This is a genomic window from Paraburkholderia phenazinium, assembly GCF_900142845.1.
In the GTDB taxonomy this organism is placed as follows: domain Bacteria; phylum Pseudomonadota; class Gammaproteobacteria; order Burkholderiales; family Burkholderiaceae; genus Paraburkholderia; species Paraburkholderia phenazinium_A.
In genome coordinates, this window is the sequence record NZ_FSRU01000001.1 from 2487046 (window position 1) to 2510233 (window position 23188).

Below are 23188 nucleotides of genomic sequence, written 5' to 3' on the forward strand. Positions count from 1 at the left end.
CAGTTGCAGGAGAGCATTGCATGTCTGAATCAATCAAGGGAAAAATCGCCGCCATCACCGGTGCGGCATCCGGTATCGGCCTCGAATGCGCGCGCGTGCTGATCGAAGAAGGCGCCAGGGTCGTGCTGATCGATCGGGCACAGGAGAAGCTCGAGACACTGTGCGCGGAGTTGGGCGAGAACGCGTTTCCGCTGGTCGTGGATCTGCTGCAGCCTGCCGAGGTGTCCGGGATTCTGCCGAAAATCCTGGCGCTTGCCGGCGGGCTCGACATCTTCCACGCCAATGCCGGCGCTTATGTGGGCGGCGAAGTGGTGGACGGCAATCCCGACGAGTGGGACCGCATGCTGAACCTGAACATCAACGCCGCGTTCCGCTCGGTCCACGCCGTGCTGCCGCATCTGGTGGCGCAGAAGTCGGGCGACATCATCTTCACCAGCTCGGTGGCGGGCTTCGTCCCGGTCGTCTGGGAGCCGATCTACACCGCCTCGAAGTTCGCGGTGCAGGCCTTCGTCCACACGACGCGGCGCCAGCTTGCCAAACACGGCGTACGGGTCGGCGCGGTGGCGCCGGGCCCGGTCGTCACCGCCCTGCTCGACGACTGGCCGAAGGCGAAGATGGACGAGGCGCTCGCCGCCGGCAGCCTGATGCAGCCCAGAGAAGTCGCCGAAGCGGTACTCTTCATGCTGACGCGGCCCCGCAATGTGACGATCCGCGATATTGTGATCCTTCCGAACAGTGTCGATCTATGACTTCAGATAACCCGACCTCCCCTGCGTCGGAGAGCACGCGCGACGTCCGCGACGCGCGCTATGTGATCGGCGTGGACGTGGGCACGGGCAGCGCCCGCGCCGGCATCTTCGACCTTGCCGGCCGCATGGTGGCGTCGGCCAAACGTGATATCACGCTGTTCCATGCGAGCGGCTCCATCGTCGAGCAGTCGAGCGGCGAGATCTGGCGCGCCGTCTGCGCTTCCGTGAAGGATGCGCTGGCGCACGGCAAGGTGACGCCCGCGCAGGTGGCCGGTATCGGCTTCGACGCCACCTGTTCGCTCGTCGTGCTGGGCCCGGGCGGGCGGCCCTTGCCGGTAGGCCCCTCGGAGCAGGCCGAGCGCGACATCATCGTCTGGATGGACCACCGCGCCGTGGAGCAGGCGGAGCGCATCAACGCGACGGGCCATGAGGTGCTGAAGTTCGTCGGCGGCAAGATCTCGCCGGAGATGGAAACGCCGAAGCTGTTGTGGCTGCTCGAGAACCGGCCGGCCGTGTTCGAGGCCGCATGGCAGTTCTTCGACCTGACCGACTTCCTGACCTGGCGCGCAACCGGCGATCTGTCGCGCTCCACCTGCACGGTCACCTGCAAATGGACCTATCTGGCACACGAGCGGCGCTGGGACGAGAGCTACTTCCGCACCGTCGGCCTCGGCGTACTCGCGGATGAGGGCTTTGCGCGCATCGGCCAGACGGTCGTCGACGGCGGAACGCCGCTCGGCAGCGGACTGACGGCAACAGCCGCGGCCGAACTTGGACTCCTCAGCGGAACGCCGGTCGCCACCGGCGTGATCGATGCGCACGCCGGCGGAATCGGCACAGTCGGCGCCGACGGCGATCCCGAGGCCTGTCTCGGCTACGTCTTCGGCACCTCGTCGTGCACGATGACCACGACCCGGGAGCCGGTCTTCGTGCCGGGCGTATGGGGCCCCTACTTTTCGGCGATGGTGCCCGACACGTGGCTCAACGAAGGCGGACAATCGGTCGCCGGCGCGGCGATCGAACGCTTGCTTTCGATGCACCCCGCGACGCCCGACGCGCGGCAACAGGCCGAGCAAGCGGGCCAGTCCCTGCCCGTGCTGCTCGCCACCCTCGCCGTGCAATCGGCGCAGGCCGCGGACGGTCTGTCCGGCGCGGCGCGGCTGGCCCACGGGCTGCACGTCGTACCGGAGTTCCTCGGCAACCGCGCGCCGCTGGCCGACCCGCACGCCCGTGCCGTGATTGCAGGCCTTGGCATGGAAGACGACCTGGATAGTCTGGTCGCGCTCTACATTGCCGGCATTTGCAGTATCGGTTATGGTCTGCGCCAGATCATCGAGACCCAGGCGAGCGCCGGTGCGCCGATCGAGCGCGTGGTGATCAGCGGCGGTGCAGGACGGCTCGATCTGGTCAGGCAGCTACTCGCCGATGCGACCGGCAAACCCGTCCTCGCCACGCAAGCGGAAGAACCGGTGCTGCTGGGTGCCGCGATGCTGGGCGGCGTGGCGGGCGGGTGCTTCGACGACGTACGCGCGGCGATGGCCGGCATGTCGCAGATCAGCAGGACCTACGCGCCGGATCGAGGCGACCTCGCAGCCCTGCACGATGCGCGCTTTCGCGCCTTCACGCAGTTGCAGAACGTAGCCAGGGAGATTCGCTAAACTCATACCGGCCCACGTCACAGCGACCCGTTACAGGAAAGGAACGAGCGAGATGCTATCCCACGTTTTCGTCGGCATTACCGATTTCGAACGCGCCTTCGGCTTCTACGCCCCGCTGCTGGACACACTGGACCTCAAGCTCAAATTCCGCGACGAGCAGACCGGCTGGGCCGGCTGGACGGCGGCAGACCAGCCCCGTCCGCTGTTTGTGATCAGCCGGCCCTACGACGGCAAGCCGGCTAGCGTCGGCAATGGCCAGATGCTCGCGCTGCTGGCGCGGGACCGCGCCGGCGTCGACCGCGCGCATGCCGTTGCGCTCGCACAGGGCGGTTCATGCGAAGGGCCGCCGGGTTTGCGGCCGCAGTATCACGAGCATTACTACGGCGCCTACTTCCGCGATCCGGACGGCAACAAACTCTGCGTGTGCTGCCACGCTGCGGACTGAACTCGCGCAGCGCCTGCCTTGGGCAACCCCGCTCACACAGCGGTCACATACTTCTCGGCCGGCGGCACGACCCGTGCCTGAGGCGCCACGCGCGGCGGCGGCGAATCGAACACCGCGCGCATGCGCTTCACTTCGTCCACGGGACTCAGGCCGAACAGCCGCTTGAACTCGCGGCTGAACTGCGAGGCGCTTTCATACCCCACCCGCGCCGCGGCGGCGCCCGCGTTCAGACCATCCTGCACCATCAGGAGCCGCGCATGATGCAGCCGCGTGGTCTTCACGTACTGCATGGGTGAAGTGGACGTCACGCCCTTGAACTGCGCGTGAAACACCGCGAGACTCATGCCGGCCTCGCGCGCCAGCGTGTCGACGTCGAGCTCGCCTTGATAATCCGCGTGAATGCGCCGCAGCGCCTTGGCGATGCGGCCAAAGTGATGCTGGTGCGTGAGCGCGGCGCGGATCGCATCGCCCTGCTCGCCGGTCAGCACGCGATAGCAGATCTCGCGCATGATGGCGGGCGCGAGAATACGCGTATCGAGCGGCGAAGCCAGCGCTTCGAGCAGACGTTGCACGGCATTGCTCATGACCGGGTCGAGCGAGGTCGAATAGATGCCGCGCGGCTCGCTCACCGTCGTGCCGTGCGTTTCGTTCAGCGCCATCAGCAACTCCGCGACCACCGTCAGGTCGACCCGCACCGAGATGCCCAGAAACGGCTCTTCCACGCTCGCCTCGGTTTCGCATTCGAACGGCAGCGGCACCGACAGCACCAGGTACTGCTGGGCGTCGTACAGATAGGTCTGCTCGCCAAGGTAGCCGCGTTTGCGGCCCTGGCACACGACCACGATACTCGGCTCGTAGAGCACCGGCATGCGCGGCATGGGCCGGTTGGAACGCATGAACTTGACACCGTCCAGACTTGAGGGCGTGAAGCCCTCGCACGGCGCCAGCACGTCGAAGAGTTCGACCATGCGTTGCTGGGCGGGACTGATGGCCGCGCGGGGCGTTTGAGTCGTTTGCATGACAATGCCTATTGATACAGCAGAGAATAAGGCTTGAAATTTAGCACCAAACGGCCTATAGCGCTCGCACTCAGGAGAAATAGGCAAGCCTTCGAGATATTCAGGTATTCCCGAGGTGGCCCTCGCCGCCTACGATGGGAACCCTGCCGGATCACCCATTCCCGCCGCTGCAGCCCGAGAGGACTGCGGCCGGTAAGCCGGCCTTCCAGGGGCCGCCGTCCCGCCACGCACACTGTGGCGAATCCGATGGCCCGCCCGCAGAAGGCCGGTAGAGGGAGCCCACCCGCGATTCACTGCGGCGATCCCGGTCCCCGTCAAGGCAACGCCGCCCTCGCGACCCTGCGTCGCGACTGCCGGCACCTTGTGCAACCCATCTCATTGCAGGAGCACTCATGACCACGACTTATGCCTATGCCGCGAGCGACGCCAAAGCGAAGCTCGCCCCATTCGAATTCCAGCGCCGCGAACTGCGTGCCCATGACGTGCAGATGGAAGTGCTGTTTTGCGGTGTCTGCCACTCCGACCTGCATCAGGCGCGCAACGAGTGGAAGAACTCCATTTATCCGGTGGTGCCGGGTCACGAAATCGTCGGCCGCGTGACGGCGGTCGGTCCTGACGTCACCAGGTACAAGGCCGGCGACCTGGTCGGCGTCGGTTGCCTCGTCGATTCCTGCCGTACCTGCCCGAGCTGCGCAGAAGGCCTCGAACAGTATTGCGAAAACGGTTTTGTCGGCACCTACAACGGCGCGGACCGCGAGACCGGCGCGATTACCTTCGGCGGTTATTCGACCCAGCTGGTGGTCGACGAAGCCTTCACGCTGCGCGTGCCGCAGAACCTCGACCCGGCCGGCGTCGCGCCGCTGCTGTGCGCCGGCATCACCACCTACTCGCCGCTGCGCACGTGGGGTGCGGGTCCCGGCAAGAAGGTGGGGATTGTCGGCCTCGGCGGCCTCGGCCACATGGGCGTGAAGCTCGCGCATGCGATGGGTGCGCATGTCGTGCTGTTCACGACCTCGCAGTCGAAGGTCGAAGATGCGAAACGCCTCGGCGCAGATGAAGTGGTGATTTCGAAGAACCCGCAGGAGATGGAAGCCCATGCGAACAGCTTCGACCTCATCGTCAACACGGTGGCGGCCCAGCACGACCTGAACCCGTTCCTGAATCTGCTGCGCCGCGACGGCACGATGGCACTGGTCGGCGCACCCGAGCACGATCACCCGTCGCCGCAGGTGTTCAACCTGATCATGAAGCGCCGCCGTCTGGCGGGTTCGCTGATCGGCGGCATTGCTGAAACCCAGGAAATGCTCGATTTCTGCGGCGAGCACGGCATTACATCGGACATCGAAATTATTCCGATGCAACAGATTAACGATGCGTATGAGCGGATGTTGAAGAGCGACGTGAAGTATCGCTTTGTGATCGACCTCGACTCGCTCCGGAAGTAACTGCCGGTCGCTTTACCCCAAGGATTCATTCCGGTAGTTCCACAGGTCGTCACGCCGGCGGGCCAAGCGCCAGCCAGCCGTGATGCACAGGCCGCGCCCGTTGCGGCGGCCTGCCCTGCTCCCGCCTCGCATCGTCATGCCGACACGCCTCCCCAACGGGACGAGGTGCGTCGGCTGTACGTCCTTATTTCGGATTGTCCCGCGTATGTACTGTTTGACAGGAGATTGCCCGTGATTGACCGTATTCAGGCGATGCGCACTTTTATCCGTATTGTCGATACCAATAGTTTCACACGCGCCGCGCAATCGCTGGATATGCCGCGCGCGACGGCGACGACGCTGGTTCAGAATCTCGAAGCGCTGCTCGGCACGGTCTTGCTGGTGCGCACAACGCGCAGGCTCAGCTTGACGGCAGAAGGTGCTGCGTACTACGAACGATGCGCGCAGATCCTTGCCGACATCGACGAGATGGAGGCCAGCCTGCGCCATTCCACCGACCAGTTGAGCGGTCGCCTGCGCGTCGAAATGCCGGGCGCGGTAGCCACCGCGCTGGTGCTGCCGGCGCTTGACGATTTTCATGCGCGCTATCCGAACATCGACCTCGCGATCGGCGTCAGCAATCGCGCGGTGGATCTGGTCGGCGAAGCGGTAGATTGCAGCATCCAGCTCGGCGAGTTGCCCGACTCCGGCCTCGCGGCCCGGCGTCTCGGCATGCTCGAACTGGTGACCTGCGCGAGTCCCGATTATCTCGAGCGCCACGGCGTGCCCGCGGATCTCGAGGCGCTGGAGCATCACGTCGCCGTGCACTGCCTCTCGCCGCACAACGGGCGCGCGGTGGACTTCGATTTCGAGGTCGGCGACACAGCGTTGAATGTGAAGGTGAACGGCTTCCTGAAGGTCAGCGACGAGCAGGCGTATCTCACCTGCGGGCTGGAGGGGCTTGGGCTGATTCAACCGGCACGGATTGCCGCGCAACCTTACCTGGATGCGGGGCAGCTACGCGAGGTGTTGCCGCAGTGGAAGCCGGCGCCGATCCCGGTCTCGGTGGCGTTTGTGAAGAGCCGGCGCGTGTCGCCGCGAGTGCGGGCTTTCGTCGACTGGCTCGCGGTGCTGTTCGAGCAGGCCGAAAGTGTCGATCAGGATCTGTCGCGCGTGCGGCAGTTGCTGCGCGGCGGGTTGCATACGGCTTGAGGGGTTTCGGCCTCGGGCTCGAAGCGAGCCTGGGGCCGACCTCGCCTCATTCCTCAGGCATCTTCTTCAGGTGCCGCGTGTCGAGCAGCGGCACCTGCTAGCCCTGGTCCTGGCGCTAAGGCTGCTTGGGCGGCGTCGCCGAACCCGGACAGGAAGGATCCTTACCCCAGTGTCCGTCGCACACCCGCCAACGGCACAACTGATCCTCAAAGAAGCCACGCGTGCCGCACTCCTTCACGCGTTCGGCGAGCTTCGGATCGCCGCCGTTCGCCACGGCGCTCACCTTGGTGGTCGCGCCTTTCGCATCCGCGGGCTTGGTGCGCGCCACCAGCGCCGCGAGCAGATCGGCGTCCGGATCGTCCTTCGGTGCCGCAGCGCTATTGGCAGTGTGCGGCTTGTCCTTCTTCGCCTGTGCGAGCGCGGTTGGCGCGGCGTGACGATTCGCAGGCGGCGCTTCGTGCTTCGCATGCGCCGAGGCCGTTTCATGCTCGTGATGCGCATGATTCGAAGCCGCCGCCGGCGCAGCCGGCTTCACATTCTTCGCGGCGTCGGCGGGCGCCGCCGACGCCCCGCTCTCCTCCGCGCCATTCGCCAGCGCGCGTGACAGACGGTTGTCGTCCAGTCCACCAGGCGCCGATGCGGCCGCCTCGTCAGAAGGTTTGGAGTCCTTGTTTTCGCTATCGTCGGCGACGATGGTCGCTGCCTGCGGAGCAGACGCCGCCACCGCCGACGCGGCTTTGGCCAGCGCCTGAGCGGCACTGCCGCCCGCAGGCGCCGCGGCCGTCTGCGCCGCCGCGGTTGCAGGCGTTGCGGCTACTTCGGCGTGTCCGCCGGCGGCGCGCTGCTGCAGGTGCCATGCACCCCAGCCGCCCGCCGCGACGACCAGCAGCGCCACCAGCACGGCAGGTGCCTTCGAGCGGCGCGACCTGGCAGGCGGCGGTACGACGCGGCCTTCGAGGTCCGCGAGAATCCGCGAGCCATTGGCCTGCGCGCCTTTTGCCGCATTGGTTTGCGGGCCTTTTGCCGTATCGGCAAGCAGGCTAGGCGGGGCTTTGGAATTCGAGCTGTCCGGCGCACTCATTCACTGTCTCATTGAATCCTGGTTTATTTCGCCGTGATAATACGTTTCGGCTCGTCTTCGAGCAGGCCTGATTCTAAGAGCAAGCATTCCAAAATACAATTGTTTCCAATTTCCCGGGGTTACCTTTGATCGCCGTCGTACTCGTCGCTTATTTCGCCATCGCGGTGCTGATCGCAGCCATGCTGCTATTGCCGCCCGTGCGATCTTCAATATTGGCCATTGCGCGCGATTTACAAGGCCGTTTTATGCGCAATGCATCTTATGGCGCATCGCGTGCACGTGGTCAATTAAGTCGCTCGGCAAAAATTTCGCAATCAACTGTAGTTGATATGCAAAATTTACTGGTAAAGCGGCGCTTGCTGATTTTAACGACCGCAGGTATTCTTGCGACGCCTCCATTGGTCGCGATCGCATTGCGCGGTCGGCAGTTATTCCAATACGACGACACAGTCAGGGTACCCGACGAAAAAATCGCCGCGCTACTGAACGGCGAGCAGCTCGTGCCGCCACCCTCATTGCCGCCCGAGGTATTTGCAACGCAGGAAGTGGAGCAGGTTCGCCCCGCGCTACAGGATGCAAGCCGCGACTGGAATCTGCTCGACGCCGACTTCAGAACCCGTTTATTGCTCGTCTACAAAATCATGCACGAACAATACGGCTACGAAATGGCCTTACTTGAAGGCTATCGCAGCCCGGAGCGGCAAAACCGGCTGGCGCAAATGGGCGGCAACGTCACCAATGCCGCAGCGTTTCAGAGCTATCACCAATACGGGCTAGCGGCGGACAATGCGTTTTTGCGCGACGGCAAGCTGGTCATTTCAGAAAAAGATCCATGGGCCATGCGAGGCTACCAGTTATACGGACAGACCGCCGAACAGGTCGGTCTGGTGTGGGGAGGCCGCTGGAAAATGATGGATCTGGGACACGTCGAATATCACAAGCCCGGCTTCGTACTCGGGCGGCATTAAGTGGCACAAAGCGGCAAATAATGGGGTTGACATGGGGCGTTCATTTATTCTTCTCGGCGACAAGACCGATCTGCACGGCTCGGTCATTAGCGCGCTTTCTCTCCAGCCTCAACCCCGTCCTTCCGCACGCAACCCATAACATTCAGACCTGAACGGCCTATGCAACGCTTCCTCAACGGGTTGACCCACTCTCGCACGCTCTCGATCATCGGGGTGCTCGCGCTCGCAGCCGTGCTGTTCATCGCGGCGGACACCTTGCAGATCGACCCGATCTGGGCCGCCGCCGCGCTGGGCGCCGTGCTGGTCCTCTGGTTCCTCATCTGGCTGGTCCGCAGGCTGCTGGCGCGGCGCGCCAACCGCAAGCTCGGCGACATGCTCGAGCAGCAGGCCGAAAAGCAGACCGAAGCAGGCGCCGCGGCCACCCCGGCGCGCCAGGCCGAACTCGACGCGCTGCGCACGCGCCTCGTCGACGCGGTCAAGACCATCAAGACCTCGAAGATCGGCCAGGTTTCGGGCGGCGCGGCGCTCTATGAGCTGCCGTGGTACATCGTGATCGGCAATCCGGCGGCGGGCAAAAGCAGCGCCGTGCTGAACTCGGGCTTGCAGTTTCCGTTCGCGGACAAGAACAACGCGGTGATTCACGGCATTGGCGGCACGCGGAACTGCGACTGGTTCTTCACCACCGAAGGCATTCTGCTGGATACAGCCGGCCGTTACTCGGTGCACGAGGAAGACCGCACCGAATGGCTGGGCTTCCTCGGCCTGCTCAAGCGCCATCGCCCGAAAGCGCCGATCAACGGCATCATCGTGACGGCGAGCATTGCCGAGCTGACCGGCAGCCGCCCCGAGTTCGCCATCAACCTGGCGAAGAACCTGCGCCAGCGCGTGCAGGAGCTCACCGAGAAGCTCGAAGTGTTCGCGCCGGTGTACGTGATGTTCACGAAGACCGACCTGATCACGGGCTTCACCGAATTCTTCAGCGGCAGCGAGCGCCACGAATACGACCGCGTCTGGGGCGCCACCCTGCCCTACGAGCCGGACGAGAAGCGCGACATCGTCGCCCTGTTCGACGAGCGCTTCGAAGAGCTGTACGAAGGTCTCAAAGAGATCAGCGTGGCGCAGATGTCGATCAGCCGCGGCAATAAACTGTCGCCGGGGCAACTGAGTTTTCCGCTTGAATTCTCGACCATCAAGCCGGCCTTGCGCTCGTTCCTCGCCACGCTGTTCGAAACCAACCCGTTCCAGTACAAGCCGATTTTCCGCGGCTTTTACTTCACGAGCGCGCTGCAGGAAGGCGAAACCAATAGCGCCGCCGCACACCGCATCGCCAACCGCTTCGGCCTCGACGCCGGCGGCATCGCCAAGCCGCAGAGCGCATTCTCGAAGAACGGCTTCTTCCTGCGCGACCTGTTCTCGAAGGTCATCTTCGCCGACCGGCAAACCGTCAAGCAGTTTGCGAGTCCCGCCAAAACGCGGATGCGTTATGGGACTTTCTTCGCTTTCGTCGCCGTGCTCGCGTTGGCGCTGGGGGGCTGGACCTGGTCGACGGTCAACAACCAGCAGCTCGCCTCGAACGTGCAGGCCGACCTCGACAACGTGGTGCGCCTGCAGCAGAACCGCAACGACCTGCAATCGCGCCTGCAGGCCATGGACATTCTCGAGGACCGCATCGACCAGCTCGAACAGTTCCGCCGCGACCGGCCGCTTGCCGTGTCGCTCGGGCTGTATCAGGGCGACCGTCTCGAACAGCATCTGCTGACCGAGTATTACAACGGCGTGAAGCAGATCATGCTCGACCCGGTGGCGCAGAATCTCGAAGGCTTCCTGAAAGACGTCAACGCCCATCCGGAGCAGCTCGCGCCGATGACGCGCGCACCGGACTCGGGCGCGGTTCCCGTGTCGGCGCACGGCTCGGCCATGGTGGCGACGAGCCAGGGCGGCCTGTATAGCGACGCCTCCCCCACCAACGTGGAAGACGCCTACAACGCGCTCAAGACCTACCTGATGCTGGGCGACAAGCGCCACGTCGAAACGGCCCACCTGACCGATCAGGTGGCGCGCTTCTGGCGCGGCTGGCTCGAAACCAACCGGGGCAACATGCAGCGCGACGAGATGATCCGCAGCGCCGAGCGCATGATCACCTTCTATCTGTCGCGGGTCTCGGACGACGACTGGCCGATGATCGACCAGAACCTCTCGCTCGTCGACCAGACGCGTGAAAACCTGCGCCGCGTGGTGCGCGGCATGCCGGCCCGTCAGCGCGTCTACGAAGAGATCAAGGCACGGGCGTCGACCCGCTTCGCGCCGATGACGATCGCGCGCATTGTCGGCGACAACAACACGTCGCTGGTGGCGGGCAGCTATGCGATCCCCGGCACCTTCACGCGCGACGCATGGTTCCAGTACGTGCAGCCGGCGATTCGCGATGCCGCCACCAAGGAACTGCAGGCCAAGGACTGGGTGCTCAACACCTCGGCGCATGACGACCTGACGCTCGAAGGCAGCCCGGAGCAGATCCAGAAGGCGCTGGTCTCGATGTACAAGACCGAGTATGCGATGCACTGGCAGAAGTTCATGCAAGGCATTGCGGTGCAGAACTTCGGCAGCTTCAATCAGGCCGTGGATGCCATGAACCGCCTCGGCGACCCGCAGGACTCGCCGATCCGCAAGGTGCTCGAAACCGCCTACGACCAGACCTCGTGGGACAACCCGTCGCTTGCCAGCGCCACCGCGAAGGGCGTGCAAAGCGGCGTGACCGGCTGGTTCAAGCAATGGTTCTCGCACACCGCGGCGGCCCCGGTCACGGCGAACATCGACATCAACGGCAACCCGGTCGACCTGCCGATGGGCCCGATCGGCCAGGAGTTCGCGGGCCTTGGGCGGATCGTCGCCAGGCAGGACAACGGCTCGATGCTGCAAGGCTATATGGACACGCTGTCGAAGGTTCGCACGCGCTTTAACGTGATCAAGAACCAGGGCGACCCGGGACCGGGCGCGCGTCAGCTGATGCAACAGACGCTCGACGGCAACGGTTCGGAACTCGCGGATTCGCTGAAGTACGTCGACGAGCAGATGCTCACGGGTCTGACCGACTCGCAACGCAAGGGTCTGCGTCCGCTGCTGGTGCGGCCGCTGATGCAGGCGTTCGCGGTGGTGATCCAGCCGGCCAGCGTCGAAGTCAACAAGGTGTGGAACGCCCAGGTGTATCAACCGTTCCAGACCTCGCTCGCCAACAAGTATCCGTTTGCGGGCGACGCCAAGGTCGAAGCCGGTGCGAATGAAATTGCCCAGGTGTTCGGTCCGGACGGCTCGGTCGCGAAGTTTGTCGGCACGACGCTTGGGCCGCTCGCCGTGCGCCGTGGCGATACGCTGACGGCACGCACGTGGGGCGACATGGGCCTCGCGCTCACACCTGACTTCACGACCGGCTTCGCGCGCTGGGTGGCCCCGCTCTCGGGCGGCGCCGCGGGTGGCGCACAGGGCGGTTCGTCGGAACCGCAGACCGTGTTCCAGATCCTGCCGCAACCGACCACCGGCACGACCGAGTACACGCTGGCAATCGACGGCCAGCAACTGCGTTACCGCAACACTCCGCCGCAGTGGACCAACTTCGTCTGGCCGAATCCGTCCGGCTCGCCGGGTGCGACGCTGTCCGCGACCACCTTCGACGGCCGCACGATCCAGCTCGTCAACGAGCCGGGACGCTACGGTCTCGAGAAGCTGATCAACTCGGCGCAGCGCAAGCGCGAACCGGATGGCACCTTCGACCTGTCGTGGACGCAGGGCGCCGTGACCGTCGCGGTGAGCATGCGCATCATCAGCACGTCGCAGCCTTCGAGCGGCGCTGGCGACGCGCCGCAGCAGCAGAGCCTGCGCGGCTTGCATCTGCCGTCGTCGGTGGCGGATGTGAGCGCGGCGGCGAATTCGGTTAACGCCACGCAGGCCGGCGCGTCCGGCCCGGCGGGTTCGGCAGGCGGCAGCTCGCCCGCCCCGGCCGCCGGCAACGGCTCGGCTTCGACCCAGGCGAACCCGGGTGCCGCCGCGACGGCGGACTCGAACACAGGGGGTGCGCAATGACGCAGACCGTACAGGCGCAAATCGCCTACTTCGGCAAGATTCCGTCGCGCGGCGACTTCGTCAAAAGCGCGCATAACCCGCAGTTGCTGCAGACGCTCGACCGCTGGATCGCCGAAGCGATGGAACTGCTGACCGACGACCCGCGCTGGAAGATCGTCTACGAAAACGCCCGGCCGCTGCATTTCGCGTTCCTCGGGTCGCGCAGCAAGCTGGCGATTGCCGGTCATATGGTGGCGAGTCACGACCAGTCGTCGCGGCGCTTTCCGTTTCTGGCGGCCACCGCGCTCGAAGTCGAACGGCCGCTGACGTTTCTGGCCCGCAGCCCGCTCGCGTTTGCGCGGCTATGGTCGCGGGTGGCGGCGCAAATGCGGCCGCTGCTGGACGCAAGCGAGCCCGCCGGCGCGCTGCAGGCGCTCGGCGACACGCAGGTGCCGATCGAAGTCGGCGGCGGTCCCGGCAATCCGCACGACGGCACCTTCAACGATTTCGTCGAGCACCAGACGCTCGCCGGCCTCGAACAGATGCTGCTGGCCAACGGCCACCCGGTACGGCTGCGCGGCGCGATGCTCGCGCTCGGTTCGCTACTGCGGCCGGTGATGACGAGCGGCTCGTCGCATCTCGAACGCGGGCTCACCTTGCCGCTGCCGAACGACCCGTTCTATCGCAGCCTCGTCGCCGCGTTCTGGCTCGAACTGATCGCGCCGTTCGTGGCGCAGGCCGATTTCGAACTGGCGATTTTCATCGGCACGATTGCGCAGCGCGAGCGGCTCGTGATCGGCTTTAACGGCGCCTCGGCGAAAACGCTGCATAGCGTGGTCGATCCGCAGGCCTACGCGGCACATAACATCGATATCGACGATCCCGAGTGGATCGACGAACATGCACAAAACGACCATGGGATCAGCAAGCTCGTCAGTTACCTCGATCAACCGCAACTGTCGCTGCGCGTCAGCATCGACACGTTCCGCGAAGCGTTTTCCGGGGAGTGAGACGATGCTGAGCCAAGCTGATCGTTCGATGGCGCTGCGGTTACGCCTGAAGCGTGCCGTGCCGGTGGCGTCGTTGCTGGGCGCGTTGTTAGGCAGTGTGCTGTTCAGCGGCCTGGCGCTGGCGGATAACGCCGGGCCGGCGAACGTCACGCCCGTCGACAATAGCGGCAACACGATTCGCACGACGGTCCTGCCGCCGGGGCCGTCGGCGAGCGGTACGGCGCCTGCTGCGGGGGGCGGAAGCACGGGCGGCGGCACGGGTACGGTCACGCAGATGCCTGCGCCGGCCAATGCCACGCCGGGCCAGGTGGTGGTGGGCGGCAAGGTGCCGGACGAGGCCACCAAGGCGGCCGTGCTGCAACGTCTGCGCGACACGTATGGCGCCGGCAATGTGGTCGATCAGATCGAAGTGGGCGATGTGGCGACGCCGCCGAACTGGGCCACCAACGTGCAGAAGCTGATCGGGCCGCAGTTGAAGCAGATCAGCAAGGGGCAGTTGAAGATCGACGGCACCGAGGTGGACGTCAAGGGTGAAGTGAACAACGAAGCGCAGCGCCAGCAGTTGGCGAGCGATATGGCGAACGCGCTGAACCCCACCTATACGATCAAGAACGGCCTGCGTGTGAGCGCGTCGCAGCAGGGCCTGCTCGATCAGACGCTGGCCAACCGGACCATCGAATTCGAAACCGGCAGCGCCACGCTGACGCCGCAAGGCAAGGCGATTCTCGATCAGATGGCGGCGGTGCTGGCGAAGATGACCAACAACACCGTCGCGATCATCGGGCACACCGACAACTCGGGCAATCGCACGTCGAATATCGCGCTGAGCCAGGCGCGTGCGGATGCGGTGAAGGGGTATCTGGTGTCGAGGGGCATCCCGTCGCAGCAGTTGTCGACGACGGGTGTTGGGCCGGACCAGCCGATTGCTTCCAACGATACGAACGATGGCCGCGCGCGGAACCGGCGGATTGAATTCCGGGCGGGGTTGGGGGGCGGTGGGGCTTGAGTGGGCCGCCTGGCCTGGCCTGGCCTGGCTTGGCTTGTGGCCTAGCTGCGCAGTCCCAGGATGCCCAGGTAAGTGTCGAGCGAGCGCTGCACCGCGTTCGCCACTAACTGCGTGATGGCGCTGTAGTTGCCGCTCACGCACGCCTCGTCGAGAGCGTCGTAGTAGGCCAGCCGGTCCTCTTTCTGGATGATTGCCGGCGGGTAGCCGGCCTTCATCAACTCGAAGTTGAGAAGCAGCCGACCGGTGCGACCGTTGCCATCCACGAACGGGTGGATCTTGACGAAGCGGGTGTGAAGTTCAGCGGCGCGTTCGACTGGGTGCATCGCGCCGGCCTTGGCGTGCCATTCGAGCAGCGCCTGCATTTCCTCCGGGAGATGAAGGAAGTCAGGCGGCGTGGTGCTCGCGCCGGCGATCACGACGTTTTCCTGGCGGTAGCGGCCGGCTTCGTTGTGGTCGATGCCTTTTAGCACGAGGCTATGAATGTTCTTGATCTGCCATTCGCTGAGCGCCTCGTCTCCACCAACAATCGATTCGACGTACAGGATGGCGTCGCGGTGATTCGTGGCCTCGAAATGCTCGCGCAACGATTTGCCGCCCACCGTAATGCCCTCGAGCACGACCTTCGTCTCGCGCAACGTGAGCGTGTTGCCTTCGATCGCATTCGAGTGATAGGTCCATTCCAGCATCAGCTTCTCGCGCAACGACGCAAGCGTGTGAGCCGGCAGCGGACGCGCAGCATCCAGTGTTGCCTTGTCGGCATCGATGACTTGCAGCAGCGCCGTCGTTGGGAGAGCCATTACGTTTCTTTAAGGCCAGGTGTTGTCAGATCAATGGAAAGCAGCCTCGCTAATCATAGCACTGCGATCACACCCTCAATTGCCGCCCCGTTCGACGGCACAACGCCCCTCTCCCCTGCGGCAACCAGCAAGCGCTCCCGTTGCATCCACAACTACTTAAACACCAACGGTTCCGAAAACGGCGCCTTATCCGGCTCGGCGCGATACTTATCCTCGATCGCACTCACGCAGTTCGTGAGCTGGGTGCGAAACGCGACGGGGTTATCGCTCGGCGGCGAAAGGCCGTCGGACGTGACGTTCCAGCCATCGTCCGTGCGGATCGCATCGAGATCGAAGGAGGCCTCGGTGCCGCTGTCCAGTATCACCGCCTCGCGCTTTTCGCCGCCCGGCAGACGGAGAATCGCCTCGCACCCCTGCTGGAGCCGCACTGGCCCATGAGGCGCGGCACTGCCGAAGGGCGCGGCGTTGTCGGGCGTCGTATGGTACATGCGCAGGGACTCGAACTGCGACGGCATCGCGGACACGACGAATTGCACATCGGACGGGGAAATGCCGTCGCTGCAACCCGCCAGAGCACCGCTCAGCACCACCAGCTTCAGGCCGGCCAGCATACGCCGCGGCGAAGGATAAGGGTAAGGACGCAAGCGCTTCATCGAGCCGACGCTCGCCGCGCGGCGTTTGCCGAATCCATCCGCGCGAACCCGAGCGGGTTCCGCACCTCGGCCGGAACCCTCATCCGGCCGTTCGATGTCGCAGTTGCAATGGTCATCTCCCCGCATCTCTTTCTAATTCCTTTCTGGACCGCAAGGCATCAGTAAAGTGAGGCTCGTCGGCTACCTCGTATATCGGCAGGCCGGGGGATTTCTTTAGATTGGGGAGAGAGGAAACGCTGCGGGCCGCCTTTCAGAGCCGGCCCGCCTGAATCGAAAACCTCATTTCGCCTCGTCGGGCTTCACGCCCAGCAACTCGCGAATATGAGCAAGCGACCCATCGTCTTTCACGACGGTCGACAACCATTGATGCAGCGGCATCTCCGCCCACTCCGCCGCCTTGTCGGCCAGATACGCCGCCGGGCTATGCGGCTCCGTGCTGCGGAAGAACTTCGCCACCGCGCGCAATTGCGCCACCGCCTGAGCACGGTTCTGAATCCCTGCGATGCCCACCTGCGGGTGAGTCGATACGGTCGTCAACACGGGTTCCTCCCGTTGCGTTGAATTCTTGAAGCTGGGCTCGGCACGTTCGACAGCCTCCGGCTTCTGCACTTTAGGCGCCGCTTCGGCCGTGACCCCGAGTTCGCGCGCAAAGCGTTCGGCGAGCCGGTACACGCCTTCATACGCGTCCTTCGCCTGACGGAAACTCGGCGCCTGGTCTCCTGCGCGCCGGTCCAGTTCCTGTTCGAGCGCGAGCATGGCCGCTTCAAACGCCTTCAGATCGGCCAGCAACGTCGAGTAGAACACCACCGGCGTCACCCGTTTGGAGGCCTCGATCTGGTCGATGGACGGCTTGCCGCGAGCGATATCGTCCGCGTGATCGGGGTCGCGCTTGACCGCCTGGGCAACGTGGGTCGCCACCTCCCAATCCACGGTGCTGTAGAGATTGGCGGGCGCAGCCGTGAGCGGCATGGCGCGCAGCAGCTCGGCCGTGCGCCCGACCAGCCACGCGACATTGCCGAGGCGGTACTCCGCATCGTCGCCTTCGGGCAGCGGATGCAGATGGTCCCAATAGCGCTCGGAGAGCCCCGTGATCAGGCTATAGCCGTCGGTGAGGCCCACGAGGCCGTCCTCGATCGCCAGGCCTTCCGTGAGCCATACGGCAAGCCGCAAGTCCTTGGTTTGCGTCTTGAGCAGACTCGTGCTGCGCTCGACCACGAACGTCCAGTTGGCTTCCTTGATCTCGGTGACCCACTCGCCCTGATCGAGCGACGGGTCGTCGAAACGGCGCGCGTTCTGGATCGCGTCGAAATCGGCCGAGAACAACAGGTCGTCGCCGCAGGGCGAAACTTCGCTGATCGGGTCCAGCAGCGTGTTGATGTTAGCGGGCATGAGCATGACAAAAATGCGGTAAGTGCCTGGCGTCAGGCGTTAAAACGGAAAAAGCCGCGCGCAAACCTGAACGTTTCAAACGACCGTGTATTCGAATTCACCGGCCTCGCTCGCGCGTACCGCAATGCGTTCGAGCGCCGTGCCGTCGGCGATCCGCTCCAGCACCTGTTGCGCCACTTCAGGCAACAAGGTGCCGTTGAGGATGTGATCCACATTGCGCGCGCCGGAATCCACCTCGGTACAACGCGCCAGCACGGCGTCCACCAGCGACTCGTCCCATTCGAACTTGGCCTTGTGATTCGCCTCGATACGACGGCGAATCCGCTCGAGCTTCAGTTCGATGATTTCCGCCAGGACGTCATCGGAAATCGGATAGTACGGCACCACCTTCATCCGGCCGAGAAACGCCGGCTTGAACGCCTTGTACAGTTGCGGCCGCAACGTTTCGGCCAGCTCGTCGGCGCTCGGCAATTCTTCTTCGGCCTTGTTCAGGCAGGCCTGCATCACCGCCTGCGAGCCGACGTTCGAGGTGAGAATGATCAAGGTATTGCGGAAGTCGATCTCGCGCCCTTCCGCATCGTCCATCGTGCCCTTGTCGAACACCTGGAAGAACATTTCGAGCACGTCGGGGTGGGCTTTCTCCACCTCGTCGAGCAGCACCACGGAATACGGATTGCGGCGCACGGCTTCGGTCAGCACGCCGCCTTCGCCATAACCGACGTAACCCGGCGGCGAGCCCTTCAGGCCCGACACGCTATGCGCTTCCTGATACTCGCTCATGTTGATGGTGACCATCTTGCGCTCGCCGCCATACAGGATGTCGGCCAGCGCCAGCGCCGTTTCCGTTTTGCCGACGCCCGATGGGCCGACAAACATGAACACGCCGCGCGGCTTGTTCGGGTCTTCGAGATTCGCGCTGGCGGTCCGCACGCGCTGGGCGATCGCATCGAGCGCGTGGTCCTGGCCGATCACACGCGCAGCGAGCAACGGTTGCAGGTTCAACACGGTCTGAATTTCGTCCTTGACCATGCGGCCCAAGGGAATACCCGTCCACGACGCGACGATCTCGGCGACGACGTGCCCGTCCACCTGCAACGGCACCATCGGCTGGCCGCCTTGCAGCGCGTGCAATTCGCTCACGCGCACAGCCAGCGTCTCGCGCGCACGCGCTGCGTTTTCCGCCTGCTCCGCGTCGGCCGTGCCGCCGCGCGCCGCATCGATCTGCGCGCGCAATTCGCCGATCTCCGACACCAGTGCGCGCTCCTTGTCGTAACGCGCTTCGTTGGTCGCGAGCGCAGCGACGTCCGCCTCGCGCAGGCTGCGCAGTTCGGCGAGACGCTCGTCGTGTACCGCACCGCTCGCCACCTCGCGCTCGAGCGCGGCCACTTCGGCGTCGATCCGTTCAAGCCGTTTTTTCGCATCGTCAATGGCTGCGGGTGTCGAGCTATGCGCCAGCGCCACTTTTGCGCAGGCCGTATCGAGCACGCTGATCGCCTTGTCCGGCAACTGACGTCCGCTGATATAGCGATGCGACAGGCGCACCGCTTCGGTGATGGCGCCGTCCAGCACGCGCACGTTGAAGTGCCGCTCCATCAGCGCCGCCATGCCGCGCAGCATGGACGCCGCCAGCGCCTCATTCGGCTCCTCGATCTTCACGACCTGAAAGCGCCGCGCAAGCGCCGCGTCTTTCTCGAAGTACTTCTTGTATTCGCTCCACGTGGTCGCGGCAATCGTGCGCAGTTCGCCGCGCGCCAACGCAGGCTTCAACAGATTGGCCGCATCGTTCTGCCCCGCCTGACCGCCCGCGCCGATGATCGTATGCGCTTCGTCGATGAATAGAATGATCGGATGCGCGCTCTTCTTGACCTCGTCGATCACACTCTTCAGGCGGTTTTCGAATTCGCCTTTGACGCTCGCGCCGGCCTGCAGCAGGCCCATGTCCAGCACGTGCAAGGCCACGCCTTTGAGTGGCGCGGGCACATCGTCAGCGGCAATCCGCAGCGCCAGTCCTTCGACGACAGCCGTTTTACCGACGCCCGCTTCGCCCGTCATGATCGGGTTGTTCTGGCGCCGGCGCATCAGGATGTCGATGGTCTGGCGAATCTCCGCCTCGCGGCCGATCACCGGATCGATATGGCCGTCGCGCGCGCGCTGCGTCAGGTTGGTGGTGTACGTATCGAGCGCAGGTGTCTTTGACGGGCCGCCGGCCTGTGTTGGGTTCAGATCATCCGCACGGTCGTCAACGGCATCGTCAGCGTTAGATGCACGGCTGCGCTCCACCTCGCACGACCCTTCCGTCAGTTCATCGAACTTGTGCTTCAGATCGGTTAGCCGCACGTCGCGGAACAAGGGCGACATGCGCTGCGCAAACTGCGCCAGATCCGGCGCGCTCAGCAGGGCTAGCAGCAGATGCCCCGAGCGGATGCGGCCAATCTGCGAATCGAGCGACGCCACCAGCCACGCCTGCTCGAACAGCGCGATCAGATGCACGGAAAACACCGGTGTGCGCGTGTTGCCGGTCTTCAGGCGCTGCAGTTCGCGTTCGAGGTCGGCGCGCAGCGCGTGCGCATCGATCCGGCTCGCGCGCAGCACGAGCGACGCATCGCTCGCCGGCTCGTCGAGCAGGGCGAGCAACAGATGCTCGAGGTCCACCTCGTAGTGACCGCGCGACAGGCATTGGCTCGCCGCCCGCTCAGTGGCCTGGCGGCAGGTCGGATTCAGTTTCGCGATCAGGGTCTTGAGAGGCGTGCTCATGTCGTGCGGTCCAGGTCCTGTGGGTATCGTGACGTCTTGTTGTGTTCAGTGAATGACGTGCAATTCGTAACGCGCATCGGCACGGTCGCGGTCGGCGTCGTGCGTGCAGAGAAACGCATCCCAGCCGAGCCGCGCGCCCTGCCCGAGCTGGATCGGGCCCACTTCCGTGCGGCGCAGCACCAGCGAGACTTCGTATTCGAGCGTCACGCCGGCGAGCAAGGTCAGCATCCGTTCCAGTGCAATTGCGCGCTCAGCGCCCGGCAGGAAAGCTTCATAGTCTTTCTTCGCCAGCGGGCCGATCACGAGCCGCGCCCGCATGTCGCGCTGCCAGACCCGTTCGCCCGCGAGCGCGGTGGCGCCGAGCGTGGCGTTGACGCTGCCGAGCACCGTCAGTTGATCGCGCGGCACGTCGTACCATTTGCCGACAAACTGGTCGACGCGCACCGGCACCTCGAAGTACTCCGACAGCGTACGCTGCAGATACGCCGCCGACACCGGCCGGTGTCGTGCCGCGAGCGCATAGCCGGCAATCGCTTCGTCGAACAGCGCGCCGTCGCCCTCCTGCAGACTGCCGCGCGTATCGCCGTCGGCCACGCCGGCCAGCGCCAGCAATAAGGGCAGATAACGTTCGTCGCGGTCGAGTTCGTAGTGGAACGGCAGGCGGTACTTCTTCCACGCCGAGTAGAACAGCGCGGTCGCACGATTCGAGAAGACGTCGAAGAATTCGCGCGCGGCGCGGTCACGCCGCAACTGTTCGCGCGCAATGATCTGCTCGGTGTAGTGCAGCGGCAACGCGCCCTGCCCTCCCAGCAGACCGAAAAACGCCGGCGTAATGTCGACCCGGCCCAGCGTGCCGTCTTCAACCGCGGTATCGCGCTGGCTCTTGTCCTTGAGCGCCGCGCCCTGATCGTCGTAGGACTGCGCGCCTTGAATCTCGCTGGGCGGAAAGCCGAGCGACAGCGTGTTGCGAAACGCAATCCGCTGCGCCACGATTTCGCCGGGGCGCGTGGAGTTTTCCTTGGCGAACCACTTCTCGAGAATCCGCACCGCCTGAAAGAACTGGAAGCGGTGCGGCTCGTCGAGCAGTTGCTCGATTACGCCAGGATCGATTCGCCGCTGCGGGGTTTGCATCGCAGGATCTCCTCGCCAGTGCGCTTCGACACGACGACCAGTTGCACAAAGCTGTTCAGATGCACGTACAGCCCAAAAAACGTGTCGATCACACGCACGAACGACGCGAGGCTCGTGCCCACAAAATGGTCCTCGTCGATGGTCAGGCGAATCTCCATGCCGCGCACGAAGGTGGCAAACGGTTTGCCGGGCAGCCATTGCACGGCCGCGCGCTGCTCGATGCCGACCAGCCCGTCGATATGCCGCGCCGACACCGCCGTGCGCCGCACGTCGTACAGCACCAGCATTTCCTTGAGCGCCGCGAGCCCGCTGCTCGCGAGCGACACGTGATTGAGCGCCAGATGCGAGATCAGGCGCCAATGCACGGCGCGGCCGCGCTCGAAGCGCACGCTCGGCGTGGGCCGGCGCAGCATCGAAATGTTGCTGGTCAACGAGCCGCCTTCGAGGTGCAGGTCGCCGCCTTCCAGGCCCATGGCGAGTCCCGCCGGCAGGTCGCGATTGGTGCAGGTCAGCTCGATGCTGAGCGTGTCGGTTTGCGGCGCCGCCGGTTCGAAGTCGATATCGACGATCGAGATTTCGGTTTCATAGCCCGGGCTTTTCTGCGCCACCCAGTCGTTGCGGCGCGCGAACCAGTAATGCCCGGCGCGCTGCTTTTCGCCGTGATGCAGCGAGTAAAACGGCCGGAATTCGATCACCGATTCTTCGTGCGCCTGCTGCCTGACGAGCTTCACCGAGTCGATCGAATACACGTCGTAGGCAAAGGCGCGGCGCGCCTCGGCGATCACCGGGTAGGCCACGGCCTGATGGGTCAAACGGATCGGCTCGCCGTGCTGCTTGAACAGATTCACTACTGGCGTGCAGAACAGCCGGAAATGTTGCGCCGACAACGAATCGAGCAAGCGCGCCACATGCGAGTCGCTGCGCACGTCCTTGAGTACGACGTGCAGCGTCAGGCGGTTGCAGCGGCCGCTCGCGCGCGTCATCGCCGCCAGATCGAAGTCGACGAAATTGAATTTGTCGGGGAAAGCAAAGTATTCGGTCAGCAGCCGGTAGGCCGGATGCGATTTGGCCGGGTAGTCGATCAGCGCGTCTTCTTCGTCGAAACCCGCCTGCGCGAGCGGCGAGGTGCGCAGCGCGGTCCATTGACCGCGGCGGTCGGCCTCGACGTAGGTGGCGAGCGCATTGACGAACAGGCAATCGGTCAAACCCGCGATAAACGACTGCTCGCCATGCAAATGCGTGCGCAGATTGCCGAGCTTCAGCGCGCCCAGATCCAGTTGCGGTGCGGTCGACTCGAAGGTGATCGACACGATTGCCGAGGCGTTGCCGGGCAGCACGGTCGCGCTCGGCGCCATCGCCACCGAGGTGTACTTCGCCTCCGAGATGCGGATCGGCGCAAGCGTCACGTCGTAAGCGGTGCGAAAGCGGCATTGCACGCCGCGGATGGCGCGCGATTTGAGTTCGGTGCCGCGCTCGATCGTGGCCGGCTCGGTCAGGTGACTGTACGCGCTGGAGGTCCCCAACTGCGCGATCGAACATGACGGAAACGGCCGCAGATAATGCGGATACAGCACTTCGAGCAGCGCTTCGGTGAATTCGGGGTAGTCGTCGTCGAGTTTCTTGTTGATGCGTGCGCCGAGCAGCGCGAACGATTCGATCATCCGCTCCACATGCGGATCTTCGCAATGCTCGCCGGACATCGCGAGGCGCGCGGCGATCTTCGGGTACCGATCCGCAAAATCGTTCGAGTAGCGCCGCAGGAATGCCAGTTCGCGCTCGTAATACGGCAGCAATTCTTCCATCAACCTATCCCCGGACCTGATACTTCCACACCGC

The 23188-nt window shown here is 64.5% G+C and carries 17 protein-coding genes; 9 read left to right on the plus strand and 8 right to left on the minus strand.

Translation table 11 applies throughout. The features are described from left to right. The first annotated feature begins 20 nt into the window (after positions 1-20). Genes BUS12_RS10800 through BUS12_RS10810 form a run of 3 tightly spaced genes read left to right on the plus strand, consistent with a single transcriptional unit; the run spans position 21 to position 2852 of the window. On the plus strand, positions 21-749 hold the full coding sequence (locus tag BUS12_RS10800) for an SDR family oxidoreductase (RefSeq protein ID WP_074295688.1): 729 nt from the start codon (positions 21-23) through the stop codon (positions 747-749). After that, positions 746-2407, plus strand: coding sequence for an FGGY-family carbohydrate kinase (locus BUS12_RS10805; protein WP_074295689.1), 1662 nt, complete (start codon positions 746-748; stop codon positions 2405-2407). The genes BUS12_RS10800 and BUS12_RS10805 overlap by 4 nt, the downstream gene beginning before the upstream one ends. 52 nt (positions 2408-2459) lie before the next feature. Next, positions 2460-2852 (plus strand): VOC family protein, encoded by a 393-nt coding sequence (locus tag BUS12_RS10810; RefSeq protein WP_074295690.1) that lies wholly within the window; start codon positions 2460-2462, stop codon positions 2850-2852. Positions 2853-2884: 32 nt separating this feature from the next. Here BUS12_RS10810 and BUS12_RS10815 read toward each other — a convergent pair whose 3' ends face one another. Further along, entirely contained in the window at positions 2885-3871 is a 987-nt protein-coding gene (locus BUS12_RS10815) for an AraC family transcriptional regulator (protein WP_074295691.1), read from the minus strand. A gap of 392 nt (positions 3872-4263) precedes the next feature. Between BUS12_RS10815 and BUS12_RS10820 the strand changes: the two genes are divergently transcribed. Both BUS12_RS10820 and BUS12_RS10825 read left to right on the plus strand, forming a co-directional pair. Further along, the gene (locus BUS12_RS10820; RefSeq protein ID WP_074295692.1) at positions 4264-5316 is read left to right on the plus strand and encodes an NAD(P)-dependent alcohol dehydrogenase; all 1053 of its coding nucleotides are present in this window, start codon (positions 4264-4266) and stop codon (positions 5314-5316) included. Between the two features lie 231 nt (positions 5317-5547). Then, on the plus strand, positions 5548-6507 hold the full coding sequence (locus BUS12_RS10825; RefSeq protein WP_074295693.1) for a LysR family transcriptional regulator: 960 nt from the start codon (positions 5548-5550) through the stop codon (positions 6505-6507). Positions 6508-6622: 115 nt separating this feature from the next. On the opposite strand, the gene BUS12_RS10830 is transcribed toward BUS12_RS10825, so the two are convergent. Then, on the minus strand, positions 6623-7588 hold the full coding sequence (locus BUS12_RS10830; protein WP_074295694.1) for a hypothetical protein: 966 nt from the start codon (positions 7586-7588) through the stop codon (positions 6623-6625). 125 nt (positions 7589-7713) lie between these two features. On the opposite strand from BUS12_RS10830, the gene BUS12_RS10835 reads away from it, so the two are divergent. From BUS12_RS10835 to BUS12_RS10850, 4 genes are all read left to right on the plus strand, one after another. Beyond that, complete coding sequence (locus BUS12_RS10835; protein WP_074295695.1) at positions 7714-8556, plus strand: M15 family metallopeptidase; 843 nt, start codon at positions 7714-7716, stop codon at positions 8554-8556. Positions 8557-8715: 159 nt separating this feature from the next. After that, positions 8716-12633, plus strand: a complete 3918-nt coding sequence (gene tssM, locus BUS12_RS10840) for a type VI secretion system membrane subunit TssM (RefSeq protein ID WP_074295696.1) — start codon at positions 8716-8718, stop codon at positions 12631-12633. After that, a complete protein-coding gene (tagF, locus tag BUS12_RS10845; protein WP_074295697.1) occupies positions 12630-13622 on the plus strand; it encodes a type VI secretion system-associated protein TagF in 993 nt (330 codons plus the stop codon). Before tssM ends, tagF begins: the two co-directional genes overlap by 4 nt. 4 nt (positions 13623-13626) lie before the next feature. Beyond that, positions 13627-14628: an OmpA family protein gene (locus tag BUS12_RS10850; RefSeq protein WP_083640339.1), complete on the plus strand. Its 1002-nt coding sequence runs from the start codon at positions 13627-13629 to the stop codon at positions 14626-14628. A 41-nt stretch (positions 14629-14669) separates the two neighbouring features. Here BUS12_RS10850 and BUS12_RS10855 read toward each other — a convergent pair whose 3' ends face one another. The 6 genes from BUS12_RS10855 to tssF all read right to left on the minus strand — a co-directional run bounded on the left by BUS12_RS10855 (position 14670) and on the right by tssF (position 23154). Further along, complete coding sequence (locus tag BUS12_RS10855) at positions 14670-15425, minus strand: Fic family protein (RefSeq protein ID WP_074295698.1); 756 nt, start codon at positions 15423-15425, stop codon at positions 14670-14672. Positions 15426-15577: 152 nt separating this feature from the next. After that, a complete protein-coding gene (locus tag BUS12_RS10860) occupies positions 15578-16036 on the minus strand; it encodes a hypothetical protein (RefSeq protein ID WP_143788302.1) in 459 nt (152 codons plus the stop codon). A 321-nt stretch (positions 16037-16357) separates the two neighbouring features. Continuing rightward, positions 16358-17467 carry a type VI secretion system protein TssA gene (gene tssA, locus BUS12_RS10865; RefSeq protein ID WP_074297357.1) on the minus strand — a complete coding sequence of 370 codons (1110 nt, stop codon included), beginning with the start codon at positions 17465-17467 and terminating at the stop codon, positions 16358-16360. Between the two features lie 75 nt (positions 17468-17542). Further along, the gene (gene tssH, locus BUS12_RS10870; protein WP_074295700.1) at positions 17543-20221 is read right to left on the minus strand and encodes a type VI secretion system ATPase TssH; all 2679 of its coding nucleotides are present in this window, start codon (positions 20219-20221) and stop codon (positions 17543-17545) included. Positions 20222-20266: 45 nt separating this feature from the next. Next, positions 20267-21352 carry a type VI secretion system baseplate subunit TssG gene (gene tssG, locus BUS12_RS10875; RefSeq protein ID WP_074295701.1) on the minus strand — a complete coding sequence of 362 codons (1086 nt, stop codon included), beginning with the start codon at positions 21350-21352 and terminating at the stop codon, positions 20267-20269. Continuing rightward, positions 21316-23154 (minus strand): type VI secretion system baseplate subunit TssF, encoded by a 1839-nt coding sequence (gene tssF, locus BUS12_RS10880; RefSeq protein ID WP_074295702.1) that lies wholly within the window; start codon positions 23152-23154, stop codon positions 21316-21318. The genes tssG and tssF overlap by 37 nt, the downstream gene beginning before the upstream one ends. Positions 23155-23188 lie beyond the last annotated feature (34 nt).